Raw genomic sequence first — 14,662 nt, 5'->3', positions numbered from 1 at the left:
AATAAAATAAAATAATTTAAACATCATTGTAATTTGAAAGGAGTGGCTATGGATCATATTCTCTATCAAGTTCAAGACGATTTAGCGATACTAACTTTAAATCGTCCTGAGGTGGCCAATGGTTTTCATATTCCTATGTGTCAAGAAATTCTAGAAGCATTGGAATTGGCTGAAAAAGATGCTTCGGTTTCGTTTGTTCTCATTAATGCTCCCGGCAAAGTCTTCTCTGTTGGGGGCGATCTAGTAGAAATGAAACGTGCTGTTGAAGAGGATGATATTGTCTCCCTCACCCAAATCGCGGAGTTAGTAAATACGATTTCCTATAAGATTAAACAAATTCCTAAACCAGTCATTATGGAGGTGGATGGAGCAGTTGCTGGGGCAGCGGCTAACATGGCTTTAGCAGTTGATTTCTGTATTGCTTCTGACAAAGCTAAATTTATCCAGGCCTTTGTAGGTGTGGGCTTGGCTCCAGACGCGGGAGGTTTATTCTTGCTGACACGATCGCTAGGAACGACTCGGGCAACGCAGCTTGCCATGACCGGTGAAGCTTTTACAGCTGAGAATGCTTTAGAAGCAGGTGCTGTCTATCGTATGTGTGCTAGTGATCAACTGGAAAAGACAAGAGAACAATTGTTGAAGAAGTTGAGAAGAGGCTCCTCTAACTCCTATGCTGCTATTAAGAAGTTAGTCTGGGAGAGCGAGTTTAAGCAGTGGCACGAGTACGCACAGCTAGAATTGGAATTGCAAAAATCTCTATCTTATACGGAGGATTTCAAAGAAGGTGTTCGTGCACATTCTGAAAGAAGACGTCCAAAATTTTTGGGGAAATAATAAAATACTTGCGCAATTCTTTGAAGTTTGATATACTTTTTTTGTCAAATGTTTTGATAGTTAAACTTTTTTTGATGAGGGAGGGAAGAAAATTGGACTACCAACGGATCAATGACTATTTAACATCTATTTTTAATAACGTCCTTGTGATTGAGGAAGTGAGTTTGAGAGGTAGTCGTTTCAAGGATATCTCCATCAAGGAAATGCACACGATCGATGTGATTGGCAAGTTTCCAGATGTGACTCCAAGTCAAGTGTCCAAAGAGTTGATGGTAACTCTAGGAACCGTGACAACTAGCTTGAACAACTTGGAACGAAAAGGTTATATCGAGCGCTTGCGATCAGATCAGGATCGTCGTGTAGTACATCTGCATTTGACAAAGAAAGGTCGCTTGGTACATCGGCTCCATAGACGTTTTCACAAGGCCATGGTCGAAAGGATCATCGAAGGCATGAGCCCAGAGGAAATGGATGTCATGAGTAAAGGTTTGACCAATCTTTATCAATTTTTGGAGGATTTGAAATAATGGCTTTTGCGAAAATAAGCCAGGTTGCTCATTATGTTCCAGAGCAGATTGTCACAAATGAAGATTTGGCTCAGGTTATGGATACGAGTGATGAATGGATTTCAAGTCGAACTGGGATTAAGGAACGTCGCATTTCTAAGACAGAATCAACAGGAGATTTGGCAACGGAAGTTGCAAAACAACTCCTAGAGAAGTCAGGGATTTCTGCGGAAGAGTTGGATTTTATCATCCTAGCTACGATGACACCTGACTCAATGATGCCTTCTACTGCAGCACGTGTACAGGCTCGTATTGGTGCTCGTAAGGCCTTTGCATTTGATCTAACTGCCGCTTGTAGTGGTTTCACCTTTGCCCTTTCAACTGCTGAGAAATTCATATCATCTGGACGATTTGGCAAGGGCTTGGTCATCGGTAGTGAAACTATGTCCAAAACCTTGGACTGGACAGATCGTTCAACAGCTGTCCTATTTGGAGATGGAGCTGGTGGCGTCTTGTTAGAAGCAAGCGATAAGCAACATTTCCTAGCGGAGAGTCTCAATAGCGATGGTTCACGTAGTGAGTGCTTGACCTATGGGCAGACAGGCTTGACTTCGCCATTTTCAGTTCAAGAAAATCCAGATGCTTTCTTGAGAATGGACGGCCGAGCAGTTTTTGATTTTGCGATTCGAGATGTTGCTAAGTCTATAAAAAATACCATAGAAGAGAGTCCTCTGTCGGCAGAAGAACTAGATTATCTCCTGCTTCACCAAGCTAATATCCGCATTCTAGATAAAATGGCTAGAAAGATCGGTGTAGATCGAGACAAGCTTCCTGCCAATATGACCAAGTATGGAAATACCAGTGCGGCAAGTATTCCGATTCTACTTTCAGAGTGTGTAGAGGAAGGGCTCATTCGTTTGGATGGAAGCCAAAAAATTCTCTTGTCAGGCTTCGGCGGAGGTTTGACATGGGGCACGCTTATTGTTACAATTTAGGTAATCATGTGGTGAACACATTGTTATAAAAACTATTTATTTTAAAGGAGTCTATCATGGCAGTATTTGAAAAAGTACAAGAAATTATCGTTGAAGAACTTGGAAAAGATGCATCAGAAGTAACACTTGAATCTACTTTTGATGATTTGGATGCAGATTCATTGGACTTGTTCCAAGTAATCTCAGAAATTGAAGATGCTTTTGATATTCAAATCGAAGCAGAAGATGACTTGAAAACAGTTGGTGACTTGGTTGCCTACGTTGAAGAGCAAACAAAATAATTAAAATAAATGAAGAAGGAGTAGGGGGAACCCGCTCCCTCTTGTTCAGGTAATAGTTTGACAGTCAAAGTATAATGTGGTCGAACTATTACCTAAGCAAGACTCATGGAGGCACTATGAAAACACGTATTACAGAATTATTGAACATTAAATATCCTATCTTTCAAGGGGGAATGGCCTGGGTTGCAGATGGTGACCTTGCTGGAGCTGTTTCAAAAGCAGGTGGTCTAGGTATCATCGGTGGAGGAAATGCTCCTAAAGAAGTGGTTAAAGCTAATATCGATAAGATTAAATCTTTAACAGATAAGCCTTTTGGTGTCAACATTATGCTTCTGTCTCCATTTGTTGATGATATTGTTGACCTCGTCATTGAAGAAGGGGTTAAGGTAGTCACAACTGGTGCAGGAAACCCAAGTAAATATATGGATCGATTTCATGAAGCAGGAATCACCGTTATTCCTGTAGTTCCTAGCGTAGCTTTGGCTAAACGGATGGAAAAAATCGGTGCAGATGCTGTTATTGCAGAAGGTATGGAAGCAGGTGGACACATCGGTAAACTAACAACTATGACCTTGGTTCGTCAAGTTGCAGCTGTTGTTTCTATCCCTGTTATTGCAGCTGGAGGCATTGCAGACGGTGAGGGAGCCGCTGCTGGCTTTATGCTCGGTGCAGAAGCTGTGCAAGTAGGAACTCGTTTTGTAGTTGCTAAAGAATCAAACGCCCATCCAAACTATAAAGCTAAAATTTTAAAAGCTCGTGATATTGATACAACGATTTCGGCACAACATTTTGGACACGCAGTTCGTGCCATTAAAAACAAATTGACTCGTGAATTTGAACAAGCTGAAAAAGATGCCTTTAAACAAGAAAATCCAGATTTAGAAATCTTTGAACAAATGGGTGCTGGAGCCTTAGCAAAAGCTGTTGTCCATGGGGATGTGGATGGTGGTTCAGTGATGGCCGGCCAGATTGCAGGTCTGGTTTCGAAAGAAGAAACTGTTGAAGAAATCTTAAAAGATATTTACTACGGTGCAGCTGAAAAGATTCAAGCAGAAGCTGCTCGTTGGGCAGGAGTTACAAGAAATGACTAAAACAGCCTTTCTATTTGCAGGTCAAGGAGCCCAGTACCTTGGAATGGGACGTGAGCTATACGACCAATATGCTATCGTCAAGGAAACAATCGATCAAGCTAGCCAAGTCTTAGGTTATGACCTTCGTGACTTGATTGATAACGATGAAACGAAGCTACATCAGACTCGTTACACGCAACCAGCTATTTTAGCTACATCCGTTGCTATTTACCGACTACTAAAGGAAAAAGGTTACCAGCCTGATATGGTGGCAGGTTTGTCTCTTGGAGAATACTCTGCCCTGGTAGCTAGTGGTGCCTTGGATTTTGAAGCTGCAGTGGCTCTAGTTGCTAAACGTGGGTCTTATATGGAAGAAGCAGCACCAGTAGGATCAGGGAAAATGGTAGCTGTGCTAAATACACCAGTTGAAGTGATTGAAAAAGCTTGTCAAGAAGCTTCTCAACTTGGTGTTGTAACTCCAGCTAACTACAACACGCTGAGTCAAATTGTTATTGGTGGTGAGGTAGTGGCGGTAGATCGTGCGGTTCAACTCTTGCAAGAAGCAGGAGCAAAACGTTTGATTCCGCTAAATGTTTCTGGTCCTTTCCATACAGCTTTATTGGAACCTGCTAGTCAAAAACTAGCTCGAGCCCTGACAGAAGTTGAGTTTTCTGACTTTGCTTGTCCACTTGTTGGCAATACAGAAGCAAAGGTCATGGAAAAAGAACGAATTGCAGAACTTTTGACTCGTCAAGTTAAGGAACCCGTTCGTTTTTATGAAAGTATTGCAGTCATGCAAGAAGCGGGTGTCACTCGTTTTATCGAGATTGGTCCTGGAAAAGTCTTGTCAGGATTCGTTAAAAAGATTAATAAAACAGCTCAACTTGCTAATGTGGAAGATCAAGCAAGCTTAGAAGCACTTCTAGAGAATTAAATTTCATGAGGTAGAAGTTCTGAAAGGAGAAACATGAAACTAGAACAGAAAAATGTCTTTATTACAGGCTCAAGTCGAGGAATTGGTCTCGCCATTGCTCATAAATTTGCCAGCTTGGGAGCCAATGTTGTTTTGAATAGTCGTGGTGAAATCTCCGAGGAACTTCTTGCCGAATTTAAACCATACGGGGTGAAGGTTCTTGCTATTTCTGGTGACGTGTCTGATTTTGCGGACGCAAAACGTATGGTAGACCAAGCCATTGAAGAGCTGGGTTCAGTTGATGTCCTCGTTAATAATGCTGGGATTACTCAAGATACTCTCATGCTCAAGATGACAGAAGAAGATTTTGAGAAGGTCTTGAAAGTCAATTTGACAGGGGCTTTCAATATGACACAATCAGTCTTAAAACCGATGATAAAAGCACGCGAAGGTGCTATCATCAATATGTCTAGTGTTGTTGGTCTCATGGGAAATATCGGTCAAGCCAACTACGCCGCATCCAAAGCTGGTTTGATTGGATTTACTAAATCAGTAGCACGTGAGGTTGCCAATCGCAATGTACGTGTCAATGCTATTGCGCCAGGGATGATTGAATCGGATATGACCGCAGTCTTGACAGATAAAGTAAAGGATGCCATGTTGGCACAAATTCCGATGAAACAATTTGGCCAAGCTGAGCAGGTTGCTGATGTGACAGCCTTTCTGGCTAGTCAAGATTATCTAACAGGACAAGTCATTGCAATTGATGGTGGACTAACTATGCAATAAGAGTTAAAATAGAGGTAGAAGAATGAAACTGAATCGAGTAGTAGTGACAGGTTATGGAGTGACATCTCCAATCGGAAATACACCAGAAGAATTTTGGAATAGTTTGACAACTGGAAAAATCGGAATTGCTGAAATCACCAAGTTTGATCATAGTGAATTTGCGGTGCATAATGCGGCAGAAATCCAGGATTTTCCTTTTGACAAATATTTTGTAAAAAAAGATACCAACCGTTTTGATGCTTATTCTTTATATGCACTATATGCAGCACAAGAAGCAGTGAACAATGCTAATCTTGATGTAGAGACTCTTGATAGAGACCGCTTTGGTGTCATCGTTGCTTCAGGTATCGGTGGAATCAAGGAAATCGAAGATCAAGTGCTTCGACTTCATGATAAGGGACCAAAACGTGTAAAACCATTGACACTTCCAAAAGCTTTACCAAATATGGCATCAGGAAATGTTGCTATGCGTTTTGGAGCAAACGGTGTTTGTAAATCTATCAATACTGCTTGTGCTTCTTCAAATGATGCAATTGGGGATGCCTTTCGTTCCATCAAGTTTGGTTACCAAGATGTTATGCTAGTTGGTGGTTCTGAGGCTTCTATCACTCCATTTGCCATTGCAGGTTTCCAAGCCTTGACAGCTCTTTCAACAACAGAGGATCCAAGTCGTGCCTCTATTCCATTTGACAAAGACCGTAATGGATTTGTCATGGGTGAAGGATCAGGTATGTTGGTTCTTGAAAGTCTAGAGCACGCAGAAAAACGCGGTGCAACTATTCTAGCTGAAGTTGTTGGTTACGGGAACACTTGTGATGCCTACCATATGACTTCACCACATCCAGAAGGTCAAGGAGCTATTAAGGCCATCAAATTAGCCTTGGAAGAAGCTGAGATTTCTCCAGACCAAGTAGCCTATGTCAATGCTCATGGAACCTCGACTCCTGCCAATGAAAAGGGAGAAAGTGGTGCCATTGTATCTGTTCTAGGTAAGGATGTTCCAGTTTCTTCAACCAAATCCTTCACAGGTCATTTGCTGGGAGCAGCAGGGGCTGTTGAAGCCATTGCTACTATTGAAGCTATTCGTCATAGCTATGTTCCAATGACAGCCGGAACGAAAGAATTATCAGACTATATTGAAGCAAACGTTATCTATGGACAGGGATTGGAGTGTGGAATTCCATATGCTATCTCAAATACCTTTGGATTTGGTGGGCATAATGCAGTCCTTGTTTTCAAACGTTGGGAGAATAAGTAAAGATGAATTTAAATGAAATCAAAGACTTGATGGCGCAATTTGACCAGTCAAGCTTGAAAGAATTTTCTTATAAAAATGGAACGGATGAGTTGGTCTTCAGTAAGAATGAAGCGAAACTTGTTGCAGAAGCAAGTCCAGCACCTCAAGATCAAACTACACCAGCTGTAGAAGTAGTTTCAGAATCAAGTGCTAGTGAATCTGTAGCTGAGGGGGACCTTGTAGAAAGTCCACTTGTCGGAGTTGCTTACTTGGCTGCCGGACCAGACAAATCTAATTTTGTTTCAGTCGGTGATACTGTTAAAAAAGGCCAAACCTTGGTCATCATCGAAGCCATGAAGATCATGAATGAAATTCCAGCACCTAAAGATGGTGTTGTAACAGAAATTCTAGTTGAAAATGAAGAAATGGTTGAGTTTGGGAAAGGCTTGGTACGTATCAAATGATTGATATTCAAGGAATTAAAGAAGCTTTGCCACACCGTTATCCCATGCTCTTAGTAGATCGTGTCTTAGAAGTTAGTGAAGATACAATTGTTGCCATTAAAAATGTGACGATTAACGAACCTTTCTTCAACGGTCATTTTCCTCAATACCCAGTTATGCCAGGAGTCCTCATTATGGAAGCCTTGGCTCAGACAGCAGGTGTTTTGGAATTGTCTAAACCTGAAAACAAAGGGAAGCTCGTTTTCTATGCTGGTATGGATAAGGTTAAGTTTAAGAAACAAGTTGTTCCTGGTGATCAGCTTGTCATGACAGCAACTTTTGTCAAACGTCGTGGCACAATCGCCGTAGTAGAAGCGAAGGCAGAAGTAGATGGTAAGCTTACAGCAAGCGGTACTCTGACCTTTGCTATTGGAAACTAGGGAGGTTTTCCATGTTTCGTAAGATTTTAATTGCCAATCGTGGTGAAATTGCTGTTCGTATTATTCGTGCGGCACGAGAGTTAGGAATCGCAACAGTCGCTGTCTATTCGACTGCTGACAAGGAAGCTCTCCACACGCTTTTGGCTGATGAGGCTATCTGTATCGGCCCTGGGAAGGCTACAGAATCTTATCTGAACATCAATGCCATCCTATCAGCTGCGGTCTTGACTGAAGCTGAAGCTATTCACCCTGGATTTGGTTTTTTAAGTGAAAATTCCAAATTTGCAACTATGTGTGAAGAAGTCGGTATCAAATTTATTGGGCCATCAGCTCGTGTCATGGATGTCATGGGAGATAAAATTAACGCCCGTGCTCAAATGATTAAGGCTAAGGTACCTGTCATTCCAGGATCAGATGGAGAAGTCCATACTGCAGAAGAAGCGCTTGCTGTTGCCGAAAAAATTGGTTATCCAGTTATGCTGAAAGCTTCAGCTGGAGGTGGTGGTAAAGGAATTCGTAAGGTTGAAAAGGCAGAAGACCTTGTATCAGCCTTTGAAACAGCCTCTAGTGAAGCTAAAGCAAACTTTGGTAACGGGGCTATGTACCTCGAGCGTGTGATTTATCCTGCTCGCCATATTGAAGTACAGATTCTTGCTGACCAGATGGGACATGTGATTCACCTAGGTGAGCGTGATTGTTCGCTTCAGCGGAATAACCAAAAGGTTTTAGAAGAAAGTCCTTCGATTGCTATTGGGAAAACACTTCGTAATGAAATTGGTGCTGCAGCAGTTCGTGCAGCAGAATCTGTTGGTTATGAAAATGCGGGTACGATTGAATTCCTACTAGATGAAGCAACTGGGAAATTCTACTTTATGGAGATGAATACTCGTGTCCAAGTAGAACATCCAGTAACCGAATTTGTTTCTGGTGTGGATATTGTCAAGGAACAAATCCGTATTGCGGCAGGTCAACCTTTGACTCTGAAACAAGAAGATATTGTTCTAAAAGGACATGCTATTGAGTGCCGTATCAACGCAGAAAACCCAGCCTTTAATTTTGCACCAAGTCCTGGTAAGATTACCAATCTTTATCTACCAAGCGGTGGTGTTGGCTTGCGCGTAGATTCTGCAGTTTATCCAGGTTACACTATTCCACCCTACTATGATAGTATGATTGCTAAGATTATCGTTCATGGTGAAAATCGTTTTGATGCTCTTATGAAAATGCAACGAGCTCTATATGAACTCGAAATTGAAGGGGTCGTAACCAATGCTGATTTCCAACTGGATCTAATCTCTGATCGTCGAGTGATAGCAGGAGACTACGATACTTCATTCTTGATGGAGACCTTCTTACCACACTATCAAGAAAAAGAATAATGTAATACTCTTCGAAAATCTCTTCAAACCGCGTCAGCTTCGCCTTGGATTATATATGTGACTGACTTCGTCTGTCTTATCTACAACCTCAAAGCAGTGCTTTGAGCAACCTGCGGCTAGCTTCCTAGTTTGCTCTTTGATTTTCATTGAGTATAAAATAGTATAAGACTGAAAAGGGGGATGTATGGCTCTATTTAGTAAAAAAGATAAATATATTCGAATCAATCCCAATCGTTCGACTGTAAATCAACCTCAGATCAAGCCAGAGGTTCCAGATGAGCTCTTCTCCCAATGTCCAGGTTGCAAATATACGATTTACCAAAAGGACTTGGGGAGTGAGCGTATATGCCCTCACTGTGGCTATACCTTTCGTATTTCAGCTCAAGAGCGTTTAGCTTTAACCATTGATATGGGTACGTTTTTGGAAATGTTTAAAGGGATTGAGACTCAGGATCCTTTGAATTTTCCAGGCTATCGTAAAAAGTTGACTTTGATGCGTGAAAAGACAGGTCTTGATGAGGCTGTTGTAACAGGAACAGCTTTGATTAAGGGAGAGAAGGTTGCCCTTGGCATCATGGATTCAAACTTTATCATGGCATCAATGGGGACAGTTGTTGGTGAAAAAATTACTCGCTTATTCGAATTTGCCACAGATGAGAAATTGCCAGTCGTCTTGTTTACAGCTTCTGGTGGTGCCCGTATGCAAGAAGGAATCATGAGTTTGATGCAGATGGCCAAAATCTCTGCCGCAGTCAAACGTCATTCCAATGCAGGTCTCTTTTATCTGACAATCCTTACGGATCCAACAACTGGAGGTGTTACAGCTTCCTTTGCTATGGAAGGGGATATCATCTTAGCGGAACCTCAAAGTCTTGTTGGTTTTGCTGGACGCCGTGTGATTGAAAATACTGTAAGGGAAGACTTACCAGAGGATTTCCAGAAGGCAGAGTTTCTTCTAGAGCATGGCTTTGTAGATGCAATTGTAAAACGGCGAGAATTGCCAGATATGATTGCTCGATTAGTAAGGTTGCATAAGGGGGATCGTTGATGAATATAGCGAAAATCGTCAGAGAAGCACGTGAACAAACCCGCTTAACTGCCTTGGACTTCGCAACAGGAATTTTTGATGACTTTGTGGAGCTACATGGGGATCGCTCTTTCAGAGATGATGGTGCTGTGGTTGGTGGTATCGGATGGTTGGGAGACCAAGCAGTAACTGTAGTTGGAATCCAAAAAGGTAAAAGTTTACAAGATAATCTTAACCGTAACTTTGGACAACCCCATCCAGAAGGCTACCGCAAGGCCCTTCGTTTGATGAAGCAAGCTGAAAAGTTTGGTCGTCCAGTTGTTACCTTTATCAACACTGCGGGAGCCTATCCTGGTGTAGGAGCAGAAGAACGGGGTCAAGGTGAAGCTATTGCCCGTAACATCTTTGAAATGAGTGATTTAAAAGTTCCCATCATTGCGATTATTATCGGTGAAGGTGGATCTGGTGGTGCCCTTGCCCTTGCAGTAGCTGACCGTGTTTGGATGCTTGAAAATTCCATCTATGCCGTACTGAGTCCTGAAGGATTTGCTTCTATCTTATGGAAAGATGGAACTCGCGCCATGGAAGCAGCTGAGTTGATGAAAATCACCTCGTATGAGTTGTTGGATATGCAAGTTGTAGATAAGGTCATTTCTGAAGTTGGTCTTTCAAGCAAAGATTTAATCAAGCAAGTGAAGGAACAACTCCAAGCAGAACTCGATGTACTTGGTAAACTTCCGCTAGATCAACTCATTGAAGAACGTTATCAACGCTTTAGAAAATATTAAAAAGAAAGCTAGAACTAGGAAAAGGTTCTAGCTTTTTGTCTTCTATAAAAAGACATTTCAGGATTAAGAATTGACAGTTGAGGAAATAACTGCTAAAATAATCAAAAAAATATGTATAATGTACATATAGATTTAGAAACATATCATTTAAGAAGCTACTTGACATGACATGTATAGATATATTTACAGTTCTTTCATTTGAAGAGTTAGAGCAAGTTTCAGGCGGTGGTATGATTTGGATGTTTGATGAAAGAATTTGGACTTGACCTAGTATAGCAACAGATCAGAAAACTATACTTGCTGATGTGACTAGACGTGGTTCTGGTGTTGGCTATTGATAAGTTAAAGGAGTGAGTATGAAAAAACTTTGGCATTTGGGAGTCTATATCTTACTGGTATTTCTATCAGTTTATCTACCAGAGTTAGGGATTATGCATCTGACTAAGTTTTTAGGATGGGGGATAGATGGCTATTCTATCTTTTTAACAGTTGAAGTAACAGCTCTTTTGCTATTATTTATCTACTGGCTCAAAAAGAAAAAGATGCTCTATATCGTTGAAAATGAGTCTTGGAAATGGTCGACAAATCTTTATCTTCTAGTCGCTCTAGTGGCTACTTATTTTGATCGTCAATTGGTGGATGCCTTTCAGTTACAGTTTCATCACTTAATTGATAACAAGTATATCTTTCAAGACCTTCTTTCGATTCTATATTCCAATGGGCAACCAACTTTTCTATCAACTGTTCTCAGTTTTAGTTTAACAGTAGTCGTCGGCCCTATATTGGAGGAACTGATTCATAGAGGGTACTTTATGAATACCTTTTTCCCCCAGTCCAAGTACTACCTGGATGTTATCCTATCTGCTCTTATCTTTGGACTTAGTCATTTGATCCTAACTCACCGAGATCCTATCAGTTTGATCATTTATAGTTTAGGCGGTCTCTTCTATGCCCTTGTCTACCGTTGGACAAAGAACCTGAGAATTACAATCCTATGCCATAGTTTTTTCAACTTTCTCACTTATGCAAAACCTATCTGGATTTTTGTTTATAATTATGTCTATTACCACTTTTTTAGATAGTGGAAGGGAAAGAAAAAAGTGTTTGATCTGAGTCAAACACTTTTTCTATATTATTTAATCTTCTTCTGTCACAAATTGACTGAGGAGTCCATTGATGAAACGAGCTGACTTTTGATCTGAAAAGCTTTTAGCAAGCTCAATGGCTTCGTTAACAGCTACGAGTTGAGGAGTGTCAAATGAAGTAATTTCAAAAACTCCTAGGCGTAGAAGAGTTTTTTCCACTAAAGTCAGACGATCGATGGTCCAACCAGTTTTCAAATGTTGAGTGATTTGTTTATCCAGATCATCCTTTTTAGCTTGGACACCAGAAACGAGCTCTACAAGGAAGTTAGGAAGTTGTACGTCTGTATCTTCGCGATCATGTGTGTAGGCGAAGCGACAAGCAGTTTCTAGATCTGAACCAAATTCAAGACTCATCAAGGCTTGGAAAGCACACTTACGTAGTTCACGTCTAGATTCTAATAATGGACTAGTCATTGAGGAAGTCCTCGTCGAATAAGTCTTTCAATTCTGGTTTTGGTGTTTTATCTGGAACGATACCAGCAACGTGAATGTTGACGGCAGTGATTTCAACATCAGCCATATTGCGGACAGCATCCTTAACAGCTTTCTGGATAGCCATAGCAACCTTAGGAACTTTGACACCGTACTCTAGGTAGAGGTAGATATCAGCTGTGAGCTCATCGTTTGCTTCTTTTAGATATACGCCACGACCAAGAGAAAGTTTTGAAAGGGTGTCAGATACTGATTTGTTTGAAAAAGAGTGTACGCCTTCAACTTTCGCAGTTGCGATAGCAATAATTTTTTCAAGTACACGTGGGGCGATGACGATTTCGCCAAGTTGTTCTTCAATTCCCATAGAATGACCTCTTTCTAGTTTCTAGAGATTAGGCGCGAGAAACGTAAGTTCCTTCTGCAGTGTTGATAATCAATTTTTGTCCTGCTTCGATGAAGTCTGGAACGTTCACGACAAGACCAGTTTCCATTGTTGCTGGTTTACCAGAACCTGTAACAGTAGCACCTTTGATAGATGGTTGTGTTTCAGCAACTGTCAATTCAACAGTAGTTGGTACAGTCACACCGATTACTTCAGTTCCGTAGAATTGGATTTTTACATCTGAGTTTTCAAGGATGTAAAGCAATTCGTTTTCAACATTCACAACAGGAATTTCGTATTGGTCATAAGTTTCTGTGTTCATGAAGTAAGCTGTGTCGTCCATTTTGTACAAGTATTGAGCTGGAACTGTTTCGATGATCGCTTGCTCAAATTTTTCTTCTGGGCGGTAGCTTGTTTCAAAAGTTGAACCAGTACGGACATCACGCAATTTCATACGCATGATAGTGTTTCCTTTACCTGGTTTGTGGTGGCTAGCTTCCAAAACGCGGATCAATTTTCCTTCTGTTGTTTCAAAGGTCATACCAGCCTTTAGTTTACTTGCTTCAATCATGTTTTTACCTCTTTTATAAATATTATTACTCTTCATTTTACCATAAAATCTTCTGGAAATAAAGCCAAAATAGTTATTGGGAGATGGTAGAGGAGAAAAAGAATATTGCCTAGTCAGGTGGAGTGGTTAATGTTAAATAGTATCCACTATATTTCTTCTCATACTCAATGAAAATCAAAGAGCAAACTAGGAAGCAAGCCGCAGGCTGCTCAAAACACTGTTTTGAGGTTGTGGATAGAACTGACGAAGTCAGTAACCATATATACGGTAATGTGACGCTGACGTGGTTTGAAGAGATTTTCGAAGAGTATTATATTTCAAAAGGCCGAAGTAAGCTTACTCCGACCTGTTAGTATTGTCTTAAAAAGATTGATTTTTATTCTGGTTCTACCAAAATTTTAATTTGTGACTTATCTTGAGTTAATTCGATAAAGCCTTCTTCGACGATATTTTCCAATTTAATTTTCTTAGTAACTAATTTTTCAGCAGAGAAGTAGCCTTGTTCCATCAATTCTAATACTTTAGGGAAGATATGACGATAAGCAATGATTCCTTTTAGTGTCTTTTCTTGGATTGCAAATTCATTCGGATTAATATTTGCTTCTCGTTCCCAGATAGAGACCACCATGCACTCACCTGCTTTATGTACGGCAGCTAAGGCTTGTCCTAAAACTACTGGCACACCCGTTACTTCATAAGAAACATCTACACCACCGTTTGTTAAACGATGAATAGCTTCAACAGCTGTTTCACCTTTTTCCGGACGGACAACGATAGCTCCTAACTCTTCAGCTTTTGCTTGACGTTCAGGTGATAGTTCAACAGCATAAATCTTAGAAGCACCCGCTGCACGAAGAGCTTCTACAATTAAGAGACCAATCGGACCTAAGCCAAAGACAGCAGCAGTATCACCAGCTTTTAGTGCTGATTGACGAACTGCATAAACTGCAACAGCAGCTGGCTCAGTGAGAGCAGCTTGCTCATAGCTTAAGCTATCTGGAATGACATGTACTAAGTCACCGTCTAAAACACAATATTTGGCAAATCCACCGTCTGCAGCCAAACCGACAAAATTAAGGTTTGGATCCAAATTATAATTACCAACTAAGTTATTCTTAGCTAGAATTGGTTCTACAGCAACACGATCACCAACTTTAACACGAGTAACATCACTTCCGACTTCTACAATTTCACCAGAAAATTCATGTCCCAGTGTTACTGGTGCTTTTTGACCAGAATAGACATGTTCTTCTGTTGGGATGAAGATAGGGCCATCTAAAAATTCGTGGAGGTCAGTACCACAAATTCCTGTGAATTTAACAGCAACTTTTACTTGGTGCGGAAGTACCTCAGGGACTTCTACTTCTTGAATACGAACATCTTTTGCTGCATGCCAGCGAGCTGCTTTCATTGTAGCCATATGAATAACT

Annotated in this window: 19 protein-coding genes; 15 read left to right on the top strand and 4 right to left on the bottom strand. The window is 40.9% G+C overall.

Going from position 1 to position 14,662, the window contains the following annotated elements; translation table 11 throughout:
* Positions 1–48: 48 nt before the first annotated feature.
* The 15 genes from M1R56_RS03910 (at position 49) to M1R56_RS03845 (ending at position 11,784) form a co-directional block, all read left to right on the top strand.
* Complete coding sequence (locus M1R56_RS03910; protein ID WP_248034682.1) at positions 49–834, top strand: enoyl-CoA hydratase; 786 nt, start codon at positions 49–51, stop codon at positions 832–834.
* Between the two features lie 92 nt (positions 835–926).
* Positions 927–1,361, top strand: a complete 435-nt coding sequence (locus tag M1R56_RS03905; RefSeq protein ID WP_075232026.1) for a MarR family transcriptional regulator — start codon at positions 927–929, stop codon at positions 1,359–1,361.
* The gene (locus tag M1R56_RS03900; RefSeq protein WP_248034681.1) at positions 1,361–2,335 is read left to right on the top strand and encodes a beta-ketoacyl-ACP synthase III; all 975 of its coding nucleotides are present in this window, start codon (positions 1,361–1,363) and stop codon (positions 2,333–2,335) included. Before M1R56_RS03905 ends, M1R56_RS03900 begins: the two co-directional genes overlap by 1 nt.
* A gap of 56 nt (positions 2,336–2,391) precedes the next feature.
* A complete protein-coding gene (locus M1R56_RS03895; RefSeq protein WP_000257838.1) occupies positions 2,392–2,616 on the top strand; it encodes an acyl carrier protein in 225 nt (74 codons plus the stop codon).
* A gap of 116 nt (positions 2,617–2,732) precedes the next feature.
* On the top strand, positions 2,733–3,707 hold the full coding sequence (gene fabK, locus M1R56_RS03890) for an enoyl-[acyl-carrier-protein] reductase FabK (protein WP_248034680.1): 975 nt from the start codon (positions 2,733–2,735) through the stop codon (positions 3,705–3,707).
* Positions 3,700–4,620 (top strand): ACP S-malonyltransferase, encoded by a 921-nt coding sequence (gene fabD, locus M1R56_RS03885; protein WP_248034679.1) that lies wholly within the window; start codon positions 3,700–3,702, stop codon positions 4,618–4,620. Before fabK ends, fabD begins: the two co-directional genes overlap by 8 nt.
* A gap of 33 nt (positions 4,621–4,653) precedes the next feature.
* Entirely contained in the window at positions 4,654–5,388 is a 735-nt protein-coding gene (gene fabG / locus M1R56_RS03880; protein WP_248034678.1) for a 3-oxoacyl-[acyl-carrier-protein] reductase, read from the top strand.
* A 22-nt stretch (positions 5,389–5,410) separates the two neighbouring features.
* The gene (fabF, locus tag M1R56_RS03875) at positions 5,411–6,646 is read left to right on the top strand and encodes a beta-ketoacyl-ACP synthase II (RefSeq protein ID WP_248034677.1); all 1,236 of its coding nucleotides are present in this window, start codon (positions 5,411–5,413) and stop codon (positions 6,644–6,646) included.
* Between the two features lie 2 nt (positions 6,647–6,648).
* Complete coding sequence (accB, locus tag M1R56_RS03870; protein ID WP_248034676.1) at positions 6,649–7,089, top strand: acetyl-CoA carboxylase biotin carboxyl carrier protein; 441 nt, start codon at positions 6,649–6,651, stop codon at positions 7,087–7,089.
* Positions 7,086–7,508, top strand: coding sequence for a 3-hydroxyacyl-ACP dehydratase FabZ (gene fabZ / locus M1R56_RS03865; protein WP_248034675.1), 423 nt, complete (start codon positions 7,086–7,088; stop codon positions 7,506–7,508). The genes accB and fabZ overlap by 4 nt, the downstream gene beginning before the upstream one ends.
* 11 nt (positions 7,509–7,519) lie before the next feature.
* Complete coding sequence (gene accC, locus M1R56_RS03860; protein ID WP_248034674.1) at positions 7,520–8,887, top strand: acetyl-CoA carboxylase biotin carboxylase subunit; 1,368 nt, start codon at positions 7,520–7,522, stop codon at positions 8,885–8,887.
* Between the two features lie 184 nt (positions 8,888–9,071).
* The gene (gene accD / locus M1R56_RS03855; RefSeq protein ID WP_248034673.1) at positions 9,072–9,935 is read left to right on the top strand and encodes an acetyl-CoA carboxylase, carboxyltransferase subunit beta; all 864 of its coding nucleotides are present in this window, start codon (positions 9,072–9,074) and stop codon (positions 9,933–9,935) included.
* A complete protein-coding gene (locus tag M1R56_RS03850) occupies positions 9,935–10,702 on the top strand; it encodes an acetyl-CoA carboxylase carboxyl transferase subunit alpha (RefSeq protein WP_248034672.1) in 768 nt (255 codons plus the stop codon). The genes accD and M1R56_RS03850 overlap by 1 nt, the downstream gene beginning before the upstream one ends.
* 164 nt (positions 10,703–10,866) lie before the next feature.
* Positions 10,867–10,968 (top strand): bacteriocin, encoded by a 102-nt coding sequence (locus M1R56_RS10045; RefSeq protein ID WP_282434667.1) that lies wholly within the window; start codon positions 10,867–10,869, stop codon positions 10,966–10,968.
* Between the two features lie 90 nt (positions 10,969–11,058).
* On the top strand, positions 11,059–11,784 hold the full coding sequence (locus M1R56_RS03845) for a type II CAAX endopeptidase family protein (RefSeq protein ID WP_248034671.1): 726 nt from the start codon (positions 11,059–11,061) through the stop codon (positions 11,782–11,784).
* Between the two features lie 54 nt (positions 11,785–11,838).
* On the opposite strand, the gene nusB is transcribed toward M1R56_RS03845, so the two are convergent.
* The 4 genes from nusB to M1R56_RS03825 form a co-directional block, all read right to left on the bottom strand.
* Positions 11,839–12,261 carry a transcription antitermination factor NusB gene (gene nusB, locus M1R56_RS03840; RefSeq protein WP_049548991.1) on the bottom strand — a complete coding sequence of 141 codons (423 nt, stop codon included), beginning with the start codon at positions 12,259–12,261 and terminating at the stop codon, positions 11,839–11,841.
* Positions 12,254–12,643 (bottom strand): Asp23/Gls24 family envelope stress response protein, encoded by a 390-nt coding sequence (locus M1R56_RS03835; RefSeq protein ID WP_049548992.1) that lies wholly within the window; start codon positions 12,641–12,643, stop codon positions 12,254–12,256. The genes nusB and M1R56_RS03835 overlap by 8 nt, the downstream gene beginning before the upstream one ends.
* Positions 12,644–12,671: 28 nt before the next feature.
* Positions 12,672–13,232: an elongation factor P gene (efp, locus tag M1R56_RS03830; protein WP_248034670.1), complete on the bottom strand. Its 561-nt coding sequence runs from the start codon at positions 13,230–13,232 to the stop codon at positions 12,672–12,674.
* 376 nt (positions 13,233–13,608) lie between these two features.
* Positions 13,609–14,652, bottom strand: coding sequence for a 2,3-butanediol dehydrogenase (locus tag M1R56_RS03825; RefSeq protein ID WP_248034669.1), 1,044 nt, complete (start codon positions 14,650–14,652; stop codon positions 13,609–13,611).
* Positions 14,653–14,662: the final 10 nt, after the last annotated feature.

The organism is Streptococcus sp. oral taxon 431 (genome assembly GCF_023115445.1).
GTDB lineage: Bacteria > Bacillota > Bacilli > Lactobacillales > Streptococcaceae > Streptococcus.
The sequence above is the reverse complement of the archived record's forward strand: the minus strand, read 5'-3'. Positions and strand labels throughout refer to the sequence as shown.